At 73.0% G+C, this 20,974-nt stretch carries 21 protein-coding genes; 12 read left to right on the top strand and 9 right to left on the bottom strand.

The window, feature by feature from the left end; all coding sequences use genetic code 11:
• The first annotated feature begins 134 nt into the window (after nt 1-134).
• The 6 genes from KXC43_RS19130 to KXC43_RS19155 are packed head-to-tail and all read left to right on the top strand — an operon-like array spanning nt 135 to nt 5,658.
• Complete coding sequence (locus KXC43_RS19130) at nt 135-1,673, top strand: ABC-F family ATP-binding cassette domain-containing protein (protein ID WP_255644379.1); 1,539 nt, start codon at nt 135-137, stop codon at nt 1,671-1,673.
• Between the two features lie 12 nt (nt 1,674-1,685).
• The gene (locus KXC43_RS19135) at nt 1,686-2,615 is read left to right on the top strand and encodes a tyrosine-type recombinase/integrase (protein WP_221377454.1); all 930 of its coding nucleotides are present in this window, start codon (nt 1,686-1,688) and stop codon (nt 2,613-2,615) included.
• A 55-nt stretch (nt 2,616-2,670) separates the two neighbouring features.
• Nucleotides 2,671-3,507, top strand: coding sequence for an undecaprenyl-diphosphate phosphatase (locus tag KXC43_RS19140; protein WP_221377455.1), 837 nt, complete (start codon nt 2,671-2,673; stop codon nt 3,505-3,507).
• Entirely contained in the window at nt 3,504-4,433 is a 930-nt protein-coding gene (locus tag KXC43_RS19145) for a DUF3626 domain-containing protein (RefSeq protein WP_221377456.1), read from the top strand. Before KXC43_RS19140 ends, KXC43_RS19145 begins: the two co-directional genes overlap by 4 nt.
• Before the next feature lie 32 nt (nt 4,434-4,465).
• Nucleotides 4,466-4,996 (top strand): TetR family transcriptional regulator, encoded by a 531-nt coding sequence (locus KXC43_RS19150; RefSeq protein ID WP_221377457.1) that lies wholly within the window; start codon nt 4,466-4,468, stop codon nt 4,994-4,996.
• Nucleotides 4,993-5,658, top strand: a complete 666-nt coding sequence (locus KXC43_RS19155) for a GAP family protein (protein WP_221377458.1) — start codon at nt 4,993-4,995, stop codon at nt 5,656-5,658. The genes KXC43_RS19150 and KXC43_RS19155 overlap by 4 nt, the downstream gene beginning before the upstream one ends.
• Before the next feature lie 18 nt (nt 5,659-5,676).
• Here KXC43_RS19155 and KXC43_RS19160 read toward each other — a convergent pair whose 3' ends face one another.
• Entirely contained in the window at nt 5,677-6,117 is a 441-nt protein-coding gene (locus KXC43_RS19160; RefSeq protein ID WP_221377459.1) for a hypothetical protein, read from the bottom strand.
• 1 nt (nt 6,118) lies between these two features.
• Complete coding sequence (locus KXC43_RS19165) at nt 6,119-7,291, bottom strand: hypothetical protein (RefSeq protein ID WP_221377460.1); 1,173 nt, start codon at nt 7,289-7,291, stop codon at nt 6,119-6,121.
• A 71-nt stretch (nt 7,292-7,362) separates the two neighbouring features.
• Between KXC43_RS19165 and KXC43_RS19170 the strand changes: the two genes are divergently transcribed.
• Nucleotides 7,363-7,872 (top strand): NUDIX hydrolase, encoded by a 510-nt coding sequence (locus tag KXC43_RS19170; protein WP_221377461.1) that lies wholly within the window; start codon nt 7,363-7,365, stop codon nt 7,870-7,872.
• A 68-nt stretch (nt 7,873-7,940) separates the two neighbouring features.
• Nucleotides 7,941-8,300 (top strand): VOC family protein, encoded by a 360-nt coding sequence (locus KXC43_RS19175; RefSeq protein ID WP_221377462.1) that lies wholly within the window; start codon nt 7,941-7,943, stop codon nt 8,298-8,300.
• A 7-nt stretch (nt 8,301-8,307) separates the two neighbouring features.
• On the opposite strand, the gene KXC43_RS19180 is transcribed toward KXC43_RS19175, so the two are convergent.
• From KXC43_RS19180 to KXC43_RS19200, 5 genes are all read right to left on the bottom strand, one after another.
• Complete coding sequence (locus tag KXC43_RS19180; RefSeq protein ID WP_221377463.1) at nt 8,308-8,664, bottom strand: GntR family transcriptional regulator; 357 nt, start codon at nt 8,662-8,664, stop codon at nt 8,308-8,310.
• Nucleotides 8,664-10,040 (bottom strand): MFS transporter, encoded by a 1,377-nt coding sequence (locus KXC43_RS19185; protein ID WP_221377464.1) that lies wholly within the window; start codon nt 10,038-10,040, stop codon nt 8,664-8,666. Before KXC43_RS19185 ends, KXC43_RS19180 begins: the two co-directional genes overlap by 1 nt.
• Nucleotides 10,041-10,118: 78 nt before the next feature.
• A complete protein-coding gene (locus KXC43_RS19190) occupies nt 10,119-10,610 on the bottom strand; it encodes a hypothetical protein (RefSeq protein ID WP_221377465.1) in 492 nt (163 codons plus the stop codon).
• Nucleotides 10,607-12,403 (bottom strand): dynamin family protein, encoded by a 1,797-nt coding sequence (locus tag KXC43_RS19195; protein ID WP_221377466.1) that lies wholly within the window; start codon nt 12,401-12,403, stop codon nt 10,607-10,609. Before KXC43_RS19195 ends, KXC43_RS19190 begins: the two co-directional genes overlap by 4 nt.
• Entirely contained in the window at nt 12,400-13,866 is a 1,467-nt protein-coding gene (locus tag KXC43_RS19200) for a dynamin family protein (protein WP_255644383.1), read from the bottom strand. The genes KXC43_RS19195 and KXC43_RS19200 overlap by 4 nt, the downstream gene beginning before the upstream one ends.
• Before the next feature lie 233 nt (nt 13,867-14,099).
• Between KXC43_RS19200 and KXC43_RS52375 the strand changes: the two genes are divergently transcribed.
• On the top strand, nt 14,100-17,171 hold the full coding sequence (locus KXC43_RS52375; RefSeq protein ID WP_308129145.1) for a LuxR C-terminal-related transcriptional regulator: 3,072 nt from the start codon (nt 14,100-14,102) through the stop codon (nt 17,169-17,171).
• On the top strand, nt 17,168-17,713 hold the full coding sequence (locus KXC43_RS19210) for a LuxR family transcriptional regulator (protein ID WP_221377468.1): 546 nt from the start codon (nt 17,168-17,170) through the stop codon (nt 17,711-17,713). The genes KXC43_RS52375 and KXC43_RS19210 overlap by 4 nt, the downstream gene beginning before the upstream one ends.
• Before the next feature lie 66 nt (nt 17,714-17,779).
• On the opposite strand, the gene KXC43_RS19215 is transcribed toward KXC43_RS19210, so the two are convergent.
• Together KXC43_RS19215 and KXC43_RS19220 are read right to left on the bottom strand one after the other, a co-directional pair.
• On the bottom strand, nt 17,780-18,292 hold the full coding sequence (locus KXC43_RS19215) for an arylamine N-acetyltransferase (RefSeq protein WP_221377666.1): 513 nt from the start codon (nt 18,290-18,292) through the stop codon (nt 17,780-17,782).
• A gap of 27 nt (nt 18,293-18,319) precedes the next feature.
• Complete coding sequence (locus KXC43_RS19220; protein WP_221377469.1) at nt 18,320-19,126, bottom strand: class I SAM-dependent methyltransferase; 807 nt, start codon at nt 19,124-19,126, stop codon at nt 18,320-18,322.
• 60 nt (nt 19,127-19,186) lie between these two features.
• On the opposite strand from KXC43_RS19220, the gene KXC43_RS19225 reads away from it, so the two are divergent.
• Nucleotides 19,187-19,951 carry a maleylpyruvate isomerase N-terminal domain-containing protein gene (locus KXC43_RS19225; protein ID WP_221377470.1) on the top strand — a complete coding sequence of 255 codons (765 nt, stop codon included), beginning with the start codon at nt 19,187-19,189 and terminating at the stop codon, nt 19,949-19,951.
• A 527-nt stretch (nt 19,952-20,478) separates the two neighbouring features.
• Nucleotides 20,479-20,853 (top strand): histidine phosphatase family protein, encoded by a 375-nt coding sequence (locus KXC43_RS19230; protein ID WP_221377471.1) that lies wholly within the window; start codon nt 20,479-20,481, stop codon nt 20,851-20,853.
• The last annotated feature ends 121 nt before the right edge of the window (nt 20,854-20,974 follow it).

A 20,974-nucleotide genomic window follows, 5' to 3' on the forward strand; every position in this document is an offset into this window, starting at 1 on the left:
TTCATGTGATAGCGACCCGAGCTTGGTGAATCGCCCCGCTGGTGTGCGGGTGGCGTGTCCCTGTCGGTGTCTCGCTCGTGGAGGGCCCCTTGTTGAAGGCTGTCAATCTCAGTTGTTCCCATGACGGTGATCCGTTGTTCGCCGGGTTCGATCTGGTGGTCGGCGACGGTGACCGGATCGGGATCGTCGGGCCTAACGGCGCGGGCAAGTCGACGTTGTTGCGGGTGCTGGCCGGGGAGTTGGGGCCGCAGTCGGGCAGTGTGACGTACGGTCCGGGCAGCCGGGTCGGCTATGTGGCGCAGCAGATGCCTGATCCGCGGGGTTCGGTCGGCGAGTTCCTGACCGGGGGTCTGGGTGAGCTGGCGGTGGTGACGCGGACGATGCGGCAGCTCGAGCGGCGTCTGGCTGACGGTGATGACGTGCTGGCCGAGTTCGGGGTGGCGCAGGAGCGGTGGACTGCTCTGGAGGGCTGGTCGGCGGAGGCTCGGATCGCGGAGATCCGGCAGCGGCTGGACATCGCGGAGTTGCCGGATGATCTGACGCTGGCTGAGGTCAGTGGTGGTGAGCAGGCGCGGTTGTTGCTGGCGCGGGCGCTGTTGGACGAGCCGGATGTGCTGTTGCTCGATGAGCCGACGAATCACCTGGATGCCGAGGGTGTGGCCTGGCTGCAGGGCTGGCTTCAGGCGTACGCGGGTGGGGTTCTTACCGTCAGTCATGACCGGGCGTTTCTGGATGCTGTGGTGTCGCGGGTGCTGGAGTTGGACGGCATCGACACCGAGGTGCAGGACTATCCGGGTGGCGGCTATTCGGCGTACCGGGCGGAGAAGCAGCGTCGGTGGGAGCGGTTGCTGCTGGATTTCGTGGCGCAGGAGAAGGACCGCCGGCGGTGGGAGGCGGACATCGAGCGGACGAAGGAGTTCTCGCGGGGTGTCGAGAACGCTTCGGGGCTGGGGGTGGCCGGTCCGCATCTGCGGCGGGTGGCCCGGTTGGTGGCGCGTAAGGCGAAGGTGCGGGAGCGGCGGCTGCGCCGGCAGATGGAGTCGGTCAAGTGGATCGCCGAGCCTCGTACGCGCCCGCCTCTGACGTTGGCTTTTCCGGCTGATCAGGCGGATCCGGGTGAGGTGGTGCTGAAGGCTCGCGGGCTGCGCAGGACGGCCGGTGACCGGGTGCTGCTCGATCGGGTGGATGTGGAGGTGCGGCGCGGTGACCGCATTCTGATCACCGGGCGTAACGGGGCGGGGAAGACGACGTTGCTGCGGGCGTTGGCGAGCGATGACACGGCTGTGTTGCCGCAGACGACCGATGGGCTGCGTTCCGCGGCGACGGTGATGGAGTTCTTCCGGTCGCGGGTGCCGGTTTATCTGGACGATGCCGAGAAGCTGCTGGCGGGGCATCAGTTCGGGCCGGATCAGTGGGATTCGCGGCTGTCCGGTCTGTCGGCGGGGGAGTTGCGGCGGTTGCTGCTGGCCGTGCTGGTGAACAGTCCGGCGCGGGTGTTGTTGCTGGACGAGCCGACGAACTTCCTGGATCTGGACGCGCTGGACGTGATCGAGGAGGCGTTGCGCCGGTACAAGGGGACGTTGCTGGTGGTGACGCACGACCGGTTCTTCGCGGAGTCGGTCGGGTTCGGGCGGCGCTGGCATGTCGCGGGCGGCGCGGTGATCGAGAGCTGACACGATGGGCGCATGCAGCTGGTGCCGAGGCAGGGTGGGGAGCTGTCGGTCGGTGGGCCGGCGGAGCAGGTCACCGAGGTGTGGCTGGCGAACCGCCGGTTGTCGGAGCACACGCGGGCGGCGTACCGGCGGGATGTGTCGGGGTGGCTGGCGTGGTGTGCCGAGCGGGGCGCGGATCCGCTGCGGGTGTCGTTTCTCGACGTGAACGCGTACGCCAGGGGGTTGGAGGCGCAGAGTTTGGCGCCGTCGACGGTGGCTCGCAAGTTGTCGGCTCTGTCGAGTTGGTACGACTTCCTGATGAAGATCCGGGCGCTCGACGCGAACCCGGTGGCGGGCGCCGACCGGCCGTACGTGTCGCGGGATCATTCGGCGACGCTGGGGCTGTCGCCGGAGGAGGTCGACGCGCTGCTCGAGCGGGCGCGGGCGGCGGGTCCGCGGCATCACGCGGTGATGACGATCCTGGCTGATCTGGGTCTGCGGGTCGGTGAGCTGGTCGGCCTGGATCTGGGTGATCTGGGCTGGGAGCGCGGGCACCGGACGGTGCGGTTCGTCGGTAAGGGCGGTAAGCCGCGGCGGCGGGCGCTGACCCCGGCCGCGTCGCAGGCGCTGGACGCTTATCTGGCGGTGCGCGGCGATGAGGACGGGCCGGTGTTCCGGACGTCGACCGGTGGGCGCCTGGATCGGCATGCGGTGTTCCGGCTGTTGCGGCGGCTGGCGGCCGAGGCGGGTATCCCGGAGGCGGACAGGTTGTCGCCGCACTCGTTGCGGCACGCGTTCGCCACGGCGGCCCGGGCCGAGGGGGTGCCGCTGGAGGATGTGCAGGACGCGATGGGTCACGCCGACCCTCGGACGACCCGCCGGTACGATCGGGACCGGCACAACCTGGACCGTGATCCGGCCTACATGATCGCGGCGGCGCGTGCCCGCCGCGCCGGGGGATGACGGCGCCGCCTATGCTCGGCCGCGGTAAAAAGCGGATGAAAGAGGCGGTCGGGGTTTGAACATCTTCGAAGCGGTGCTGCTCGGCGCCGTTGAGGGCTTCACCGAGTTCCTGCCCGTGTCGAGCACCGGCCACCTGACGATTCTCGAGAAGCTGCTGGGGTACCGGATCGACGATCCGGCGATCACGGCGTTCACGGTGATCATCCAGTCGGGCGCGGTGCTGGCGACGATCATTTTCCTGCGCAAGGACATCGCGCGGGTGGTGCCGGCGTTCCTGGCCGGGATGTTCAACAAGGCGAAGCGGGACAACGCGGATTTCCGGTTCGGGTGGGCGGTGCTGCTGGGCGCCATCCCGATCGTGATCGTGGCCCTGTTGTTCAAGGATCAGGTGGAGACGACGCTGCGCAGCCTGTGGTTCGTGGCGGGGGCGCTGATCCTGTGGTCCGGGGTGATGGCGTTCGCTGATCACGCGGCCACCCAGGTGCGTCACGAGGAGGACGTGACCTGGAAGGATTCGCTGATCATCGGCCTGGTGCAGTGCATGGCGCTGATTCCGGGCGTGTCCCGGTCGGGGGCGACGATGTCGGCCGGTCTGCTGCGTGACTTCGACCGGGTGACGGTGACGAAGCTGTCGTTCTTCCTGTCGATCCCGGCGCTGCTGGGCGCGTCGATCCTGCAGGGTTACGAGGAGGCCGGCAACATCTCGGCCGGGGTGGGCTGGACGAACACGCTGATCGCGACGGCCGTGAGTTTCGTGGTGGCCTACTTCTCGGTGAACTGGCTGCTGCGGTTCGTGTCGCGGCACTCGTACAGCGTTTTCATCTACTACCGGGTGGCGCTGGGCGTGATCCTGATGGTGCTGCTGGCGACGAACACGATCGAGCCGAAGTGACCCCGGCGGCGCAGCGGGCTCTGGCGTACGTGCGGGAGTTGTTTCCCGAGGCGGGCCCGGAGCTCGGTGCGCCGATCACGGTGAATTTCCACCCGGACAGGTTGCTGGCCGACGGGCGTACGGTCGCCGAGCACCTGGCGGCCGACGGCGTGTACCGCTCGCAGTTCGAGACGCGCATCTCCAACGGCGGTCTGACCGCGTACGCGGGTGGTGACCGTGACGTCTGGGAGCAGCGCATGTTCCCCGGTGTGTACGAGGGTGACGTGGGCCGTCCCGTCTACGGCGCCCTGAACCTGGCCGGTTATCCGGACGGGGCGTCCCCGCGGTTCGGCAGCTGCCATCTGGTGCTGGCTCCGCACGTGGCGCCGAGGGCGACGTTCAGTCACGGTGACAGCTTCACCGAGCCGACGGTGTTCGGCACGTCGGCCACGTTCGGTGCGGTGTGGGCGGCACTGCTGGACGAGGTGTCCCGCACCGGCAGCGCGCTCAACCTGTCCGCGGCGTCGCCGGCCGAGTGGGTGCGCGCGCTGGCCGCCGGCCGTTCGGAGCCCGGGCGGGCGATGGACCACTACGTGGAGGCCCAGATCCACGGCGGCGTCACCCTGAGCGAGGATGTCGCGGCCGTCGTGGCCGACCCTTCCTTCCGCGGTACGCCGGTGGAGGCGCACCTGCGCGCCCTGGGCCCGGAACTGCGGTGGGCACCCGGTTTCGCGCTGCCCGCCGATGACTTCCCGGCCGATCTGAAGGGCCCGGAGCTGCCGCCGTTGGCCCGTGCGGTGGCCGACCACTACGACCGCGACGTGCTGGATGCCGCCGTGGTGGGCCGGGCCACGCATGAGCCACACACGTGGGCGGCGTTCGGGACGCCGCCCGAGGTGCTGCAACTGCTCAAGTACGCGTGGCACATCCTGGTGATGCTCGGTTAGGAACTGTACCGTCCGGACGGTACAGTCGCCGCATGGGCACAGCACGCGAGCGCATTCTGGACGCCGCCGAGGAACTGATCACCGCCGGTCAGGTCCCGCCCGCGTTGGACGCGGTGGCCGCGGCGGCGGGCGTGAGCAAGGGCGGCCTGCTGTATCACTTCGACAAGCAGTCTTTGCTGCGGGCGTTGGTGACCCGGGCGGTGCACCGGTTCGACGAGCGGCTGACGGCGGCCGCGACGCAGGGGATGATGGCCGCGGCCTGGTTGCGGTTGTCGGTTCCCGAGCCCGGTGAGCGCACGGTGTACCGGGCGATGCTGTCGATGCTGCGGTTGACCACCACCGGCGAGTTCGACCTGCCGGAGGAGGTGGGCGGCGCCGAACAGCGCTGGCAGCAGATGCTGACCGCCGAGCTGGGCGACCCGGTCCGGGCCCGGCTGGTGCGGCTGGTCGGTGACGGGCTGTTCCTGGCCGCGCTGACCGGCCCGGCGCCGACGTCCGACGAGGTGGAACAGCTGCTGCGCCACCTCGGCCTGCGTGCGGCAGCCGACGAGGCGTCGCCGTGACCGCGGCGCTGCTGGCCGGTGTCGCCGGCCTGGCCCTGCTCGACGCGCTGAATCCCGCGACGATCGCCGGTGTGGCCTTGCTGCTGCTCGCGCCGATGGCACACCCGGTCCGGGCGGCGGCCGGTTTCGTCACCGGCGCCTATCTGACGGTCCTCGCGCTCGGAGCCGTGGTGTACGCCGGCGCTGATATCGCCGCCGACGCCGTCGGCAACGGCCTGGTCTGGCTCCGCCGGATCGCGTTCACGGTGGCGGCCGTGGGTCTGGCCGTGGCCGGGCTGCGCCGGCTGCGCGCCCGGATCCGCCCGGCGGTCACCGTGCCGGGCTGGGTCAACCCGCTCAGCGCCGCCGTGCTCGGACTGATCATGACCGGGGCGGACCTGCCCAACGCCTTTCCCTACTTCATCGCCATCGAACGCATCGTCACCGCCGATGTCGGCGCCGCCCGCTCACTGGTCATCATCGGCGGGTACGCGCTGGTCTACTGCCTGCCGTGCCTGCTGCTCCTCATCGCCGGCGCCACCCGCGGCGACCGGGTCCGCCGCCGCCTCGGCGGCCTCTACGAGCGGCTCGGCGCGGAGAAGAAGCAGCCCCGCAGCGTGCCCATCGCAGCGGGTTACCTGGCCGCGGCGGCCGGCGTGCTCACCGTCGCCGTGCTGGCATGAATCCGACGGCGGCAGCGGTCAGGCGAATTCCGTCGCGAACGCTGTCCTGATGCTGTCGCCGTACTTGTCGCCCGAGAGCGCCCCCAGGTGCGCCTGTCCCCGCTCGTAGTGCCGCCGGGCGCTGACCTCGTCCCCGAGGCGCCGGTAGCCGACGGCCAGGTTCAGATGCAGGGACGGCAGCAGGGCGTTCCGCCCGCCCGGATTGCCGCGCTCGAGAGCACGCTGGTCGGTCAGCTCGTCGAAGAAGGCGAGCGCCCGCAGGTCCCAGGCCAGCTCGTCCTCGGGGTTGTCCTGCACATCGGCCAGCGAATGGGCGAGGAAGACCTTGAGGTACGCGTCGTTGCCGCCCTCGACCTCGGCGAAGAGGGCCTCCATGAGCGCCTTCGCCTCCGACCGGCGGCCCTGCTCGCGCAGGGCCATCCCCTCGCGGATGGTCGCGTAGGCGGGTGTTTCGTCCATGTCAGGCAGTGAACCGGGTGCGGCGGCGACGGCTCAAGGCGAACGCCAGCACGCCGGCGGCCAGCAGCACCCCGCCGGCGGCGCCGGCCAGCACGGTGTTGGCGCCGGTGATCGGCAGGCCACCGCCTTGGCCGGGGGCCGGCGTGGGCGCGCCGATGTCGTCGCCGGGCCGGCCGGGCGGGGTCTCCACCGGCGCGGTGGGCGACGAGGTCGGTGTGCCCGGGCCTTCGGCGCCGCCTTCGACCTGCACCAGCATGTCGGCGGTGGAGGTCCACGGCATGCCGGCGGTCGGGGGTGCGGTGGGGGTGCCGCAGCAGTCGTCCTGCGGGGGCGTCGTCAGTTTCAGCGCCGGCCGTCCGGGCCTGGCCTCGGCGCCGGGGATCAGGACCCGGGCCACGTTGTCGGCGCTGCTGCCGGCCCACCAGGTGGTGCGGGCCAGGTACTGGCCGTTGCGGGCGTCGTCGTCGACCTTCAGGGCGCGCTCGGACAGCTGCTGGTACGGGATCGAGCTGAGTACGGCGTCGCGCAGCTCGCACACCACGGTGCCGCCGGCCAGGGGCCAGCAGTTCTCGTAGTCGAGCAGCCAGCGCAGGGCTGCCGGGTCGGCGTCGAAACGCACCACGGCCCGGCGGACCGCTGCGGGCCCGGCGTTGGAGATCTGGATCGGCGCTTCGAGCAGGGAGCCGGGCTTCTCGGTGCTGCGGTCGCGCCATCGGACGATCAGGCGGACCTCGTCGACGGTGACCGTCGGCGTGGTGACCAGCGTGCCCAGCCCGTCACCGGTGACGGTGATCTTCAGTTTGCCGGACCGGCCCGCGGCGACGCCCTCGGTGGCCTGCAGGAGAAGCTGCGGCAGGGCGTACCCGTCGGCCGCGTCGAGCGTGCCCACCTCGCAGGCGACGGGCCGGCCGGTGGTGCCGCAGACGTTGGGCACGGCGACCGTGCCGAGACCCTCGATCCCGGTCGCGTCCAGGATGATCCGCACGTTGGTGATCTTTTTCGGCTTCACGTGGCCGGCGCGCAGCACGATGGGCAGGTAGGCGCCCGTGGTCGAGAACCCGAGGTCGGGTGCGGACAGACCGTATCCGGCTACCGGAGCGGCGGCCTGGGCCGGTGCCGGGACGAGGGCGACGGTGGCGGCGACGGCGGCCGCGGCGCTGATCAGGCGAAGCACGCGCGGCAGCGTATCGATGACCGGCTACTCCCGGCCATCGCCCGTTAGGGTGATCATCTAGCGTGGGCGGCATGCCAGTTCCCGAGTACGTGACGCGGATGCGCCAGCACATCGGACACGACCTGCTCCTGCTGCCCGGCGCCGGCGCCGTGGTCCGCGACGAGCAGGGCCGCATCCTGCTGCTCAAGCGCTCCGACAACGGTCAGTGGTCGCTCCCGGCCGGCATGATCGAACCGGGCGAACAGCCGGCCGAGGCGATTCTGCGCGAGATCACCGAGGAGACCGGGATCGTCGCCGAGATCGAACGCCTGGCCGGCGTGGCCGTGCACGAGACCGAGTACCCCAACGGCGACCGGTGCTCGTATCTGGCCGTGTGGTTCCGCTGCCGGGCGGTCGGTGGCGAGGCCCGGCCCGACGGTGACGAGTCCCTGGATGTGGGCTGGTTCGCCCCGTACGAGCTGCCCCCGGTGGGCGGGCTGACCAGGCTGCGCATCCGCACGACCGCCGACCCGGACGCCCCGGCCTGGTACGCCGAGCCCGGCGACAAGCACGAGGAGTTCGGCGGTACTCACGGACTCTGACGACAGCCGATGAGTTTCCGGAGGTCGCACGGTCTACCCCCAGGAGACCGTCTGCCTGAAGGAGAGCCATGACTTCGATCCATCCCATCGCCGGCACACCCGACCTGCCCCGGCTGCGCGCCTTCTACGAGACGGTGCTCGGAGCCACGCAGACCCTGCGCGTGCCCGAGGAGGGCGACGAGTTCTACGTCGAGCTGCGGATCGGCACGAGCACGCTCGGCATCGTGCAGGAGGAGAAGACCGAGATCGGCGCCCCGGTGCGGATCATCCTCAGCGCCGACGTCGAGGACGTCGACGCGCTGCTGCCCACGGTCGAGTCGGCCGGTGGCACGGTACCGGGACAGCCCCACGACATGCCGTGGGGCCAGCGGGTCGCCCACGTCCACGACCCCGACGGCAACATGCTCAACCTGACCCGGTGGCTCTGAGACGCGGCTACAGGCCCAGGGCCGCCCGCACCAGCGCCAGCGCTGTCTCGGGCGGCACGCCCAGGCCGGCCACCTTCTCGGCGTACGCCTGGGCGGCCTTCTGAGCCTGGGCCGAGGTGCCCGCGGCGCGGGCGGTGACGACCGTGCCGAGCCGGCCCCGTGTCTCCACGAGGCCGGCCAGTTCGAGTTCCCGGTACGCCCGTGCCACCGTGTTCGCCGCCAGGCCCAGTTCCGCGGCCAAGGCTCGTACGGGAGGAAGCTTTTCCCCCGCGGCGAGGTCGCCGGACGCGGCGAGAGCGGCGATGCGCAACCGCACCTGCTCGTACGGTGGGGTGGCCGAGCCGGCGTCGATGGTGATGTCCATCAGAGCAGTCTGGGGGGTGTGTTGCCGACGGCGGTGATGGCGCGGCGGATCGGCACGAAGGCCAGCAGGACGCCGCCGACCACGAAGAACACGATCAGCGAGATGATGCCGAGCCGGTAGCTGTTGGTGAGCTGGAAGATCAGGCCGAACAGCAGCGGGCCGAGCCAGCTGGTGCCCTTGTCGCTGATCTCGTAGAAGCCGTAGTACTCGCCCTCCTTGCCCTGGGGGATGAGCTGGGAGAACAGGCTGCGGCTGAGCGCCTGGCTGCCGCCCAGGACGATGCCGATGCCCGCGCCGAGCAGCATGAACGGCAGGGGTTCGCCGGCCGGCAGCCAGTACGCGGCGACGATGACGACCAGCCACAGGGCCAGGCTGAGCAGCACCGTCTTGCGGGCGCCGATGCGGGCGGCCAGAGCGCCCAGGGCCAGCGCGCCGCCGAAGGCCAGGAACTGCACGATCAGGATGGTGACGATCAGGGTGGACTGCTCGAGATCGAGCTCCTCGCTGCCGAACTGGGCGGCCAGGGCGATGACGGTCTGGATGCCGTCGTTGTAGATCAGATAGGCGAGCAGGAAGAACAACGTCAACGGGTACGCCTTGAGGCTGCGCAGCGTGTGGCCGAGCTGCTTGAAGCCGTCGGTGAGCAGGTTGCCGCGGGTCGTGGCGGCCCCGGCGGCCGGGTGTTCCTTGAGCCAGCGCAGCGGGATGAGCGTGAAGACGGCCCACCACACACCGGCGCTGACGATGCAGAACCGGGCGATGTCCAGGGTGCGCTGGTCGTCGCCGTCGACCGACAGCAGCATCACGGCGATCAGGTTGGCCAGCAGCAGCAGACCTCCGCCCAGGTAGCCCAGCGCCCACCCGCGGGACGACACCTTGTCCCGGTCGTCGGGGGCGGCCAGTTGCGGCAGGAACGAGTTGTAGACGACCACGGCCGCGCCGAACGCGATGTTGGCGATCAGGAACAGCAACCCGCCGAGCAGGTAGCGGTCGCCGGTCACGAACACCATGGCGATGGTGGCGCCGGCGCCGAGGAACGCGGCCCCGGCCAGCAGCGGCTTCTTGCGCGGGGCGCGGTCGGCGATGGCCCCCATGATGGGCAGGACGAACACGGTGAGCAGGACCGACAGCGACACGACGTACGGGTAGAAGGAGCCGGCGGCGACGGTGATCCCGAACGGGTGGACCCGGCCGGTGCAGTCGTCGGTGCCCAGCGGGCAGCCGGCGGCGATCTCGGTGACCGTGGTCAGGAACGGGCCGAGGAAGACGGTCAGGACGGTCGTCGAGAAGGCCGAGTTGGCCCAGTCGTAGAAGTACCAGCCGGTGCGTTCCCGGCGTGCGGTCGCCGGGGTCAGGTCGGTGCCGGGTGCGGCCATGTGTTTCGGCTCCAGAAGTCGATCGTTGGCGCCGAAACTATGTCACCTGGGTGCGGGCGAAGGGGAGAGGCCGCGTACTCAGTTTTCGCTCCACCACTTCGCGAGGGAGCTCGTGGCCGGGTCGTCGGACTCGGCGAGTGCGGCCCACGGGTCCTGCGCCGGGGGAAGGTCGACGCCGGCGTACTCGGCGAGCTCCTCCGGGCGTACGGGATCGGGGGTCTCGGCCAGGGCGGCGGCGGGCACGACACCGAGGCTGCCGGTGTCGATCCACGGGAACCCGTCGACCGGTTCCGGCAGCTCACCGACGTCGACTGCCGGCGGGAACACGTCGACCGGGTCCTCGGTGACCGCGGCCGCGTCGGTCAGCGCCGCGTGGTCCTCGACGAGCGGTTCGGAGTACGACACCTCGTCGTGGTGCTCGACGGGCGGAGCGGCCGCGCCGTGATCGTCGTCCGCGTCGTACAGCTCGTGATGATCGTCGAACGGGGGCGGTTCGTAGTGGTCGGCGTGCGGCTCCTCGAAAGACGGGAAGTCGTCGGGGTCGCCGAAGTCGTGATGATGGTCGGTCATCGGTCCTCCTCGTGCGGCACGGGCGTCAGCGACCGGGCCTGGGACAGTGCCGCGTCGGCGGCGCGCAGTCTCGCGCGCACCCCGTCGAGCTCTTGTTGTGCGGCGGCGCGGCGGCGGGTGCGGCCGGCCGCGTCCTCGGCGGCGGCCGCGTCGATCTCGGCGATGTGGGCGTCCAGGTCCCTGAGGCGTTTCTCGACGGCGTCGTCGACGGCCACGCTCAGGGCGTACTGCAGGTCGGTGAACCGGTTGGCGATCTCGTCGGCGAGGGCGGCGCGGGCCTCGCCGAGCACGTCGCGCAGCCAGATCCGGGCCTGCTGCCGGTCGGTCTGCACCCGGCGGCGGTACAGCACGTACCCGCCGGCGGCCAGCCCCAGTCCGATCCCGGCGACCGGGATGAGCAGACCGCCGCCGACCGCGAGCACGGACGCGCCGAGCATGGCGCCCCGGCCCGCCATGAACGCGATGCCGCCGGCCGACAGGGCGATGAGCAGGTTGTCGGCGGAGCCGTCGCGCGGCGGGGCGGCGGCCATGGCGTGGCGCAGGGTCGCGTTGAGCCGGCCCAGCATCTCGGCCCGTTCCTTGTCGTCGAACACCGACGCCAGCACCTTCTCGCCGAGAAGTCCGAACGTCTCCTCCAGACGTTCGGACAGCTGCACGGCGACGGCCTGCAGCTCGGCGTCCAGCTGGTCGGGCAGCTGGGCCAGGGCTTCCCCGCGCCCGGTGTCGATGCGTTCGGAGAAGTCCTGCTGGACGGCGGCGATGCGGGTGCGCAGGTGGCCGACGGTCTCGACCCGGGCGCGCTGGGTCTCGGTGCTCAGCAGCAGCGTCCACTGCCGGGACTCGGTGCGTTTGCGGGCGGCCAGGGCGGCCCGCTCGGCGCGCAGCTGAGCGGTGCGGGCGGGGTCGGCTTCCACGGCCCGTACGCGGTCGAGGGCCCCCGATTCGAGCCGGAGCAGGTCTCCCCGGGCGGCGCGCAGCACGTTGGCCAGTTGCAGCTGGTGCCCGCGGCCGGCCAGTTCGACCAGCGCGTGCTGCAACTCGGCTATCCGCGACGCCTCGATGAGGGCGGCCTGGTCGTCCGGCCCGGCGTCGACGGCCAGCTCGGCCAGCGTCGAGGAGACAGCGAACCAGGCCGCCTCGGCGAACCGGGGCGCGTGGGCCTGCAGCAGCGCCTTGTTGTCGTCGAGGATGCGCCGCCACCCCGGATAGGCGTCGACCTTGGTGAGAGCGAAGACGACGGCGTCGACCCGTTCGCTGGCGGCGACCAGGAAGTCGAGCTCGGGCCGGGACAGCGGCGCCGACGCGTCAGCCACGAACATCAGCGCGGTGGCCCGTTCCACGGCGGCCAGCGCGACCGCGGTGTGGGCCGGGTCGAGCCCGCCCACGCCCGGGGTGTCGAGCAGGCTGACGTAGCGCAGCAGCGGCGCCGGGTGGGTGACCTCGATGCGGCGGGCCCGCTGCTCCCCGGTGGCCCATCCGGCGAGCCCGTCGATGACGATCGGCTCGGCCGAACCGGGCAGCCACGCCCGCGCGCCCGGCTGCCCGGGCACGAACTGCAGATAGGTGGCGGTGGCGACGGCCGCGTCGACCGGGGACAGGCCGGGCACGCCGAGCAGCGCGTTGATCAGTGAGCTCTTGCCGCGCTTGGTCTCCCCGACGATCACCACCTGGGGCCGGGTCAGCCGGCGGCGGCGCAGCTCGGCCAGCTCGGCGCCCGCGTCGGGGTCGTGGGTCCGCACGTACGCCAGGGTGTCCTTGACGGCCGTGTCGAGCGCCGCGGTCAGGTCGGTCATCGCTGCACCTGCGGGCTGCGCAGCTGCTGGGACAGGATGTGGAAGCCGCGCTGGGCGATCTGCGCGACCCGGGACTGGGCCGGTCCGGCCCCGGCCACCGCGTACACGCGCCACCGGTTGGCCGCGGCCACCGCGGCGGCGGCCAGCTCGTCGGTGGTCGCCTCGGGCAGCCGCAGGATCCAGCGCGGGTCCTCCGAGGTGGCCAGCCGGGTCAGTTCCTGTTCCCACTCCACCGGCATCGGCACCGACCCGGTCGCCACCCGCTGCGCCGCGTCGAGCAGCCGCAGCCGGTGATAGGCGGGATCGCGCAGCAGCCGTTCGACGGCGTCGCGCAGCCGCTCGCGGTCGCCCTCGTCGCGGGTGTGCCCGGCCAGCCGCTCGAGCCGCGCCAGCGCCCACCCGGCCTTGATCGCGTCCGAGCGCCAGCGGAACGTCTCCTGCAGGGTGTGCCGCAGCCGCGGGAACCCGGACGCGGCGACCAGGCGGCGCACCAGTTCCCCGGTGGACAGGTTCCGATCGGCCGCCAGCTGGGACAGGGCGAAACCGATGCCGTACAGGTCGAGCAGGGTCAGCAGCCGTTCCCGCTGCTCGGCGCCGACCGGGCCCGGCCGGGTGCGGAACAGGTCGGCCGACGCCGTAAGGATGCGCAGCTCGGCTGCGGGCAGCTCGGACAGCCGCTGCAACGCGTCGCGGTCGGCCCCGGTCAACCGGCCCGACTCGCCGGTCTCGGCCAGCAGCCCCACCACCGGCACGACGTCGGAGACCGTGCGGGCCAGCAGGGTGGCCTGCTGCTCGGCCAGCGGCGCAGCCACCGGCCACGGGTCGCCGGCCCCGCCGACCAGGGTGTCGGCCTTGCCGAACACGCCCAGCGCGTTGATCGGGCTCGACGCCAGCCGGGACGAGGCGTCGCGGAACGCCTCCAGGGCACGCAGGTCGTCGGCCCGCACGGCCTGGGTGAACACGTAGACGACAGCCTCGGCCGCGGCGACCTCACCGGCCGAGTCGGCGTCGATGTCGGCGTCGAACGGGGCGGTGGACACGCCGACGGCCTCCTCGGCGCGGGCGCTGACGACCGTGTCGGTCGACGCCAGGCCCGGGGTGTCGACGACCGTCAGGTCGCGCAGCTTCTCACTGGTGAGGGTGACATCCACGTACGCCACCCGGGACGCGGGCACCCCGAGCCGCTGCGGGATCATGCCGTCGTCGTCCAGCGGCAGGCTGCGGCGCACCCCGTCGCGGCACACCACATCGACCCGGTCGGCCGGCCCGTAACGGAACCGGGTGACCACCCGCGTGCACTCGCCGACCGCCGTCGGGGCCACCCGGCGCCCGATCAACGCGTTGACGAGTGTCGACTTTCCGGCTTTCAGACGACCTGCGATAGCAACGCGTAGCGGCTCGCCGAGTCGATCGCGGATCTGTATGAGCTGGCCACCGGCCTCTTTGCCGACACGGGGCACCATTTCGTCACAGAGCGTCGCTACGCTGGCGCTCAGCGGGCCACTCACCACGACTCGTCAGCCGGGCACACTGTCGGAGAGAATGTGCAGACCACGGCGGGTGTCACGGCCGGCCCTCCCTGCGTGTCGGGGCGGGCCGCAAAGGTCACCCGCCGCAGGAACAGCCTACGGACAGCGCATGAGCAGGGGATCCCGTGTTCGTGCCACGCCGGATCTATTCGGGGGGAGGGGGTCAGGTGGCGGAAGCGCTGCGTCAGGCCGCCGCCATGCTGCAACGCCCCGGTCTCGTCGTGCTGACCGGCCCGCCCGGCTGCGGCCGGAGCACGGCGCTGCGCGAGATCGCCGCCTCGGTGCCCGGGCCCGTGCACGCCGGCGGCGGGCTCGCGATGCTGCAGACCGTGCCCGCGCTCGCCCTGTCGCGAGCCGTGCGCGCCCGGCTGCCCGCCGACGACGTGCACCTGCTGGCCGAGGCGGTCCGCTCCCGGGTGCGGGGCGGGCTGCTGGTTCTCGACGACCTGCACTACGCCGACCCGGCCACCCTGGCCGCGCTGCCGCTGCTGGCCGCCCGCTGCCGGGTGCTCACCGCCGTGCGCACACCGCACCGCCTGCCCGCCGCGGCCGTCGAAGCGCTCCGAACGGCGGCGACCGCGTGGATCGAGGTGCCGCCGCTCGACCGTGCGGCCGCGCTCGACCTGGCCCGCCGCAGCGCCGGCCACCTCGACGAGGCGACCGTGGCCGCGGTGACCGACCGGGCCGGCGGCAACCCCCTCGCCGTGACGGCGCTGGCCCGCCAGGCCGCCGCGGGCCGCGCCGCGTCCGGCCCCGACATCGACCAGGTGGCGTACGCGATCGCCACCGCCCTGGCCGACCTGCCGCGCCCGGCCCGCACGGCGCTGGCCGCGCTCGGCCTGCTCGGCCGCCCCGCCCCCGCCGCCCTGCTCGGCCCCGGCGCCACCGACCTGCTCGCGGCCGGCCTGATCGCCCCCGCCTCCGTCCTGCTCGGCGCCACCCCGCCGTCCCTGGGCGCCGCTCCCGGTGATGCTTCGTCGCCGCCGGGCCTGCGGTCTCCGTCCGCCAACGCCGTGCCTCCTGGCGGCGCCTCGGCAGCGGCGGCCGCCGCTGCCGGTGATGCTTCGTCGCCGCCGGGCCTGCGGTCTCCGTCGGCCGACGCTGTGCTTACCGGCGGCGGCGAGCTGTTGCTGCCGGTGTCGTCCTATGTGGCCGAGACCGCGGCCGGGCTGCTCGACGCGGCCGCCCGGGTCGAGCTGCACACGCGGCTGGCCGAGCTCACCCCGCCCGCCGAGGCGGCCCGCCACCTGGCGGCCGCCGGCGACCTCATGGGGGCACACCGGCGAGCCCTGGTGGCCGCCGACCTGGCCTCGGGTGGTGACCGGGCAGCGTTGCTGCTGTTCGCCTGCGAACTGGACGTGCCGATCGACGCGCGGGTGCGGCTGGCGGCGGCCGACGCGGCCCTGACCGCCGGACGCCCGGCCGCCGCGGCCCGGGTGCTGCAGACCGGCGAACCGCTCGGCCCCGAGGCCGACGTGCTGCGCGGCGAAGCCCTGTTGCAGGCGGGCGACCCGGCCGGGGCCCGCGCCGCGGTCCGGTCGGTGCCCGACGCCGCCACCGGCCCGGTGCTGGCCGCCCGCGACCGGGTGCTGCTGCTGGCCGAACTGGCCGCCGACCCGTCGGCCGCCCAGGACCTGGCCGGCAAGGTCAACGCCCGCCATCCGCATCCGTCGCCGGGCGTGGCGGCCGCGCTGGCCGCCGTGCAGGCCCATTTCCGCACGCCCGGGTGGGACGTCGCCCTGGCCGCGGCCGCCCGCAGCGGCGACCCGCTGATCGCCCGCTGGTCGGCGTGGCTGCTCGTGGAGCAACTGGGCGCCGACGGCAGGCTCACCGACGCGGCCGACGCGGCCCTGGCCGCCGCCCGCGACAGCGCCGCCGACCTCGCCTACGGCTGGCAGACCCGCTTCACCGCGGCCGCCGACTGGGCCCTGGCCCTGCACGGCTCGCTGCCCGGCGACCTGGTCGCCCACTCGGTCGCGCCCGCCGCATCGCCGGGCCCAGCGTCGGATCCGGCCGCGGCGCCGTCGCCCGGGCCGGGCGGTGCTCACGCCGCATCGTCGCCCTACCTGAGCACCGGCTCGGCGGGCGGCTCGGCTCCTTCGGGTGCTCACGCCGCATCGTCGCCCCACTCAGGAGCCACCTCGACAGGCGAGCCTGCTCCTTTCGGGCCGTCTGCGGCAACAGGTCGGTCCGTACCCGCGTCCCCGTCCTACCCGGGTGCCGGCTCGACGGGTACGCCGCCACCTTCCGGGCCGGCGGCATCGCTGCACTCGAGCACTGGCTCGAACGCTCCCTCCGAGCCGGGCGCGGTGGCCTACGGTTCCGGCGCGGCCGGCGTGCGGGCCGGGGGCGGCGTTGCGGCCGGGTCTGCGGTGGCGGCACGGATGTGGGACGGGGCTGACGGCGTACTGAAGCGGGCTTCGAACTTGACCGACCGGGCGCTGCCGGACGAGGCGCGCGGGTATGCGACCGCGGCGGCGGCGCTGATCGAGGCCGACACCGGGTTGCTGGCGGCGGCGCGGGCGCATCTGGACGCGGCGGGGACGGCGCATCCGGCGACTGCGTGGGTCGCTCAGGAGACGGCGTGGCTCGACGGGCAACCGGAACGGGCCGCGCAGAACGCCGCGCCGGGGGCGGCCGGGCTGCTGGCCGGGCTGCACGCGATCACCGCGCAGTGGGCGGCCCACGATCTGGGGGAACTTTCCGCCCAGCCGCTTCCGGGCGGGCTTCCGGCTGCCGCCCGGCGTACGCTGACCGCCTGGGCCACCGGCACCGGCTTCACCGCCGCCGCGGAGAGCTGGCGGCCTGTCGCCCTGCGGGAGCGGATCCGGTGCCTGCTCGCCGCCGGGGTGACCGACACCGACCCCGCCCGGGCTGTCGCCGCGCTGCTCTCCGCCGAGCAGCTCGCCGACGCGGCCGGGCTGACCGTGCTGGCCGGCCGGGCCCGCCGCGGTCTGCGCCGCCACCACGTGCACCGCGACACCCGCAGCCCGCGGTCGGGCGACCAGCTGACCCGCCGCGAGAACGACGTGCTGCGGCTGGTCGCCGCCGGCGAGCCCACTCGCCGGATAGCGGGCCAGCTCGGCATCTCGGCCGAGACGGTCGACACCCACATCCGTGCCGGCATGCGCAAGCTCGGCGCACGGACCCGTACCGAAGCAGCCGCCCTGGCCTTCGCCACCCACCCATCAGAAATCGATACGAATGATACGAATGACTCGCACAAGGATGGCCGGTGACCAGACAGCCCGACGCTCCTCGCCACGTCGTCGCCAATCACGGCGACGCCGACACCGTGATACGCCGGCTCACCCGGGACGGCTGGGTGCCGCGCGACGGGTTCGCCCTGCCCGACCCCGCGTGGGACGTCACGGGCAGTCGCCTGGTCCTGCACGGCCGGGTGGGTGATCCCGACACCCTGCAACTGGCGGTGCTGGCCGCCGCCCGCGGCGCCGGCATCGTCGCCGTGTGCGACGCCGAGTCGCAGCTGGGCCGGGCTCTGATCGACGACCTGGGCCGCCTGGGCCCGGTCAACCAGGGTGTCGCCGAGCCGGCCGGCGATCAGAACTCGGTGGCCGACCTGGTCCCCGAGCAGCGGGCCCTGCTCGACCGTCTGGCCGCGGGTGACACGATTGCCGCCGCGGCCGCCGCCGAGTTCCTGTCCTTGCGCACCGCCAACCGCCGAATCGCCGAGGCCCGGGCCATGTTCGGCGTCCGCACCACCCGCGAAGCCGTCCTGGCCTATCTGCGCCAGCGCGGCGCACCACCGCGGCAGCACTGAGACCGACGCGACGGCTCGGCCGCCAACGAGCCCGTCACGCCCCGCTCGACCACCGTTCGTGAGCAGTCACCAGGCGCCGCCACAACGCGGCCCGCTCGGCCCGGTCACCTCGCCGAGAGTGAGCCCGAACAGATCACCCAGAGCTGCGAAGTAGTCCGCCGGCTCGTCCGCGGCCGTCCGGGTGATCGTCTCCGCGACCCGTGTCAGCGTCAGACCACGCAGCACGCCGGCGCCGCCCACGTCCCGGCGCTGCGCCGTCGCCGTCCGCACGAAGCCCGAATCCGGCCAGGTCCACAAGTGTTCGTGCCTGGCGGCGAAGGCTTCCATCGGTACGGCCGGGGCCCGGAATTCCATGCCGGCGAACCCGCCCCGCCGGTCGTGGTCGAACCGCCAGCCGCCACGCTCCGCTCCGGATGCCCGCAGACCGTAGGTGAACGGCCCCTGTCGATGTTCACCCTCGGTCAGCGGCAGCGGTTCGTACAGCGCGTCACCGAGACCGACGTCGACCAGCCACCGCCCGCTTGCCGGCTGGGCACGCAGCCCGTCGGCGCTGGGCGGCGCACCCGCCAGGTGGCTCAGCCGAGCCGCCGCAGATAGGCGTCCACTTCAGTCGGCACGCCGCGCTGTCTGCAGCATGTTCAGGTAGTACTTGCGGACGGTCCCCGACGGGCGGGCCGCGATCATGCGGCGGATCTCGGCGAACAACGCCTCCCGCTGTCCGGGCGACGCGGCGATGTGCCCGGAGTAGGTCGACAGCAGGGCCAGATACTGGTCTGCCGTGTAGTCCTGGGACCAGACGTAGCGGCGCACGACCGGCGGGTCGAAGAGCCCGCTGCCGATGATCGCCTCGACGTCGGGGTCGGCGAACGCCTCGGGCGGTTCCGGGCCGTCGCTGCCGTCGCCCAGGCCGAGCCGTTCGTACACGGGCTGGACCTGGTTGAAGAAGTCGTCGCCGCCGGCCGGGCACACGTGTGTGGTGGCGACAATCGCCAGGTGGCCGCCGGGACGCAGCAACTCCGCGGCCCGCCGGTAGGCGACGTGAGGATCCAGCCAGTGCCACGACGTCGCCGCCAGGACGAGGTCGAACGGTTCCCGGCCGTCGGCGACCCACTGTTCGAACGGCGACCCGACGACCTCGACGGCGCCGCGCCCGGCCAGGACCCGGCGCGCCACCGCGGCCAGTTCCCGTCCCGGTTCCAGAGTCACCACGTTCCACCCCCGGTCGAGCAGGCTGCGGGTGGCCTGCCCGGTGCCGGTCCCGATCTCCAGCACCCGGGCGCCGGGGCCCGGGTGACCGCTCAGCTGCGCGAGGTCGTCGAACAGCTCGCCGGGATACCCGGGGCGGACCTGCTCGTACAGCTCGGCGGCCGTGTCGAAAGTGGCGGCCAGTCCGGTGTAGGGGCCTGTCGTCATCGCGGAACTCTCCCAGAAAATCGCTGTCCGGCAACCGAGGCCCGATGGTAGACAGCCCCGGTGCAAAGAACACTCGAGTTCCCCGACCTGGTGACGCTGATCGACGAGCGGTCGGCGGCCTTCCGGACGGCTCTGGCCGCGGCGCCCACCCTCGACGTGACAGTGCCGTCGTGCCCCGAATGGACGTTGTTCGAGCTGGCGCGTCACCTGGGGGAGGGGCGGCAGGCCTGGGCCGCCACCGTCGCCGCGGGCCCGGGTGCGACGTCGAAGGCCCCGCCGGGCGGCCCGGCCGCGCCCCACGATCGTGAAGCGCTGACGGCCTGGCTGGCTTCGTCGACCCAGCTGCTGATCGACGCGCTGCGGGAGGCCGGGCCCGATCGTGGCTGCTGGACGTGGTGGGGTGACTCCCAGTCCCCGCAGAACAGCGCCGCCGTCGCCCGGCACCAGCTGCAAGAGGTCGCGGTGCACACCTACGACGCGCAGCTCACGGTGGGGGAGGCGCAGCCGCTGCCGGTCGACGTGGCCCTCGACGGCGTCGACGATTTCCTGTCCACCTGCTGCGCGACGACAGCCGCGTGGCCGCACGAACCGGCCACGCTCGACTACCACGCCACCGAGGGCCGCTCCTGGCGCGTGGAGCTCTCGGCCGCCGGCGCCCGGACCGGGCGTGCGCCCGCCGACGGCGCCCCCGCCACGGCGGCTGCCTCGGGCACGGCCGGTGAGCTGGTGCTGCTGTTCTACGGCCGCATCCCGCTGGACGCGCTGAAGCTGCAGGGCGACACCCGCGTCTTCGACCAGATCATCGCCTGGGACCCGAGCCTGTGACGACCCTGCGGTGACGAGTGTGCTGAGCCGGTTGTCCGCGGTCGCGCGGGCCGAGACGGGACAGCGCTGATCGTGCGCTCGATGCGCGAGTGGGCACCGGGAAGGCGGCGACCCGGCCGCGGCCCCCGAGGATTTCGATCCGGTTCGCGCGGCCGAAGCCGCGGCCCGGCTGACCGAGGTGCTGCTGGTGCCGGCGGCAGCCGCCCATGAGGTGACGGCCCTGGTCCCCGGCCTCCTGCCGATCATGAACCACTGGCCGGGCGGCCCATCGCACCCGGATCTCCAGCACGCCGACCCGTGCTCGCCCGCGAGCCTGACGGGCCCGGCATCCGTGCCCTTGCGTCGGCGGCACCTGAGTCTTCCGCTGTCGCAGAAGCTGGCTGGGCCATACGCGGTAGCGTCGCGGCGATGCAGGTGATCCTGGTGCGGCACGCCATGCCCGAGGTCGACCGCCGCAGCACTGGCGCCTCGGCGGGCCCGGTGTGGCCGCGGCCCGGGCACTTTCGCTGCCACTGGGCGGCCGTCTGGTGGCCAGCACCGAGCCGAAGGCCGCCGAAACCCTGCGGGCGGCGGCGATCGGGGGTGGCCCGGTGCTTCAGGACGCGGGCTTCGACGAGGTGCGCCGCCCTCACGAATGGCGCGACGATCACCGCGAACGTGCCCGGGCGTACGTCGGAGGCGCCACCCATCCCGGCTGGGAACCTCAGCCGCACGTTGCCGCCCGCTTCACGGCGGCGATCGCCCGGCACGCTGCCCTGGCCGGCGCCGGCCCACTCGTGGTCGGCACCCACGGCATGGCCCTGACCACGTGGCTGGCCGCCCGCAGCCTGATCACCGACCCGCCCGGCGCGTTCTGGGCCGCCCTGACCTTTCCCGACGTGGTCACCGTCGACCTGGCTTGACGACGCGCCGTGGTTCAGCCATCTCCCAACAGCAGAGGAGTCTGAGCCGGCGCGACGGCGCCCGCGGCCGGCTCAGACTCCGAACCGCAGACGGGTTCGGTCCAGCGCGACGCCGCCGCGC

Origin of the sequence: Paractinoplanes polyasparticus, assembly GCF_019710575.1 — a bacterium.
GTDB classification, from domain to species: domain Bacteria; phylum Actinomycetota; class Actinomycetes; order Mycobacteriales; family Micromonosporaceae; genus Actinoplanes; species Actinoplanes polyasparticus.

Excerpts from the sequence above, each read along its gene's own strand:
- KXC43_RS19135 (WP_221377454.1), top strand. The coding sequence starts at position 1,686 with ATGCAGCTGGTGCCGAGGCAGGGTGGGGAGCTGTCGGTCGGTGGGCCG.
- KXC43_RS19150 (WP_221377457.1), top strand. The coding sequence starts at position 4,466 with ATGGGCACAGCACGCGAGCGCATTCTGGACGCCGCCGAGGAACTGATC.
- KXC43_RS19160 (WP_221377459.1), bottom strand. The coding sequence starts at position 6,117 with ATGGACGAAACACCCGCCTACGCGACCATCCGCGAGGGGATGGCCCTG.
- KXC43_RS19170 (WP_221377461.1), top strand. The coding sequence starts at position 7,363 with ATGCCAGTTCCCGAGTACGTGACGCGGATGCGCCAGCACATCGGACAC.
- KXC43_RS19175 (WP_221377462.1), top strand. The coding sequence starts at position 7,941 with ATGACTTCGATCCATCCCATCGCCGGCACACCCGACCTGCCCCGGCTG.
- KXC43_RS19180 (WP_221377463.1), bottom strand. The coding sequence starts at position 8,664 with ATGGACATCACCATCGACGCCGGCTCGGCCACCCCACCGTACGAGCAG.
- KXC43_RS19185 (WP_221377464.1), bottom strand. The coding sequence starts at position 10,040 with ATGGCCGCACCCGGCACCGACCTGACCCCGGCGACCGCACGCCGGGAA.
- KXC43_RS19190 (WP_221377465.1), bottom strand. The coding sequence starts at position 10,610 with ATGACCGACCATCATCACGACTTCGGCGACCCCGACGACTTCCCGTCT.
- KXC43_RS19195 (WP_221377466.1), bottom strand. The coding sequence starts at position 12,403 with ATGACCGACCTGACCGCGGCGCTCGACACGGCCGTCAAGGACACCCTG.
- KXC43_RS19200 (WP_255644383.1), bottom strand. The coding sequence starts at position 13,866 with ATGGTGCCCCGTGTCGGCAAAGAGGCCGGTGGCCAGCTCATACAGATC.
- KXC43_RS19220 (WP_221377469.1), bottom strand. The coding sequence starts at position 19,126 with ATGACGACAGGCCCCTACACCGGACTGGCCGCCACTTTCGACACGGCC.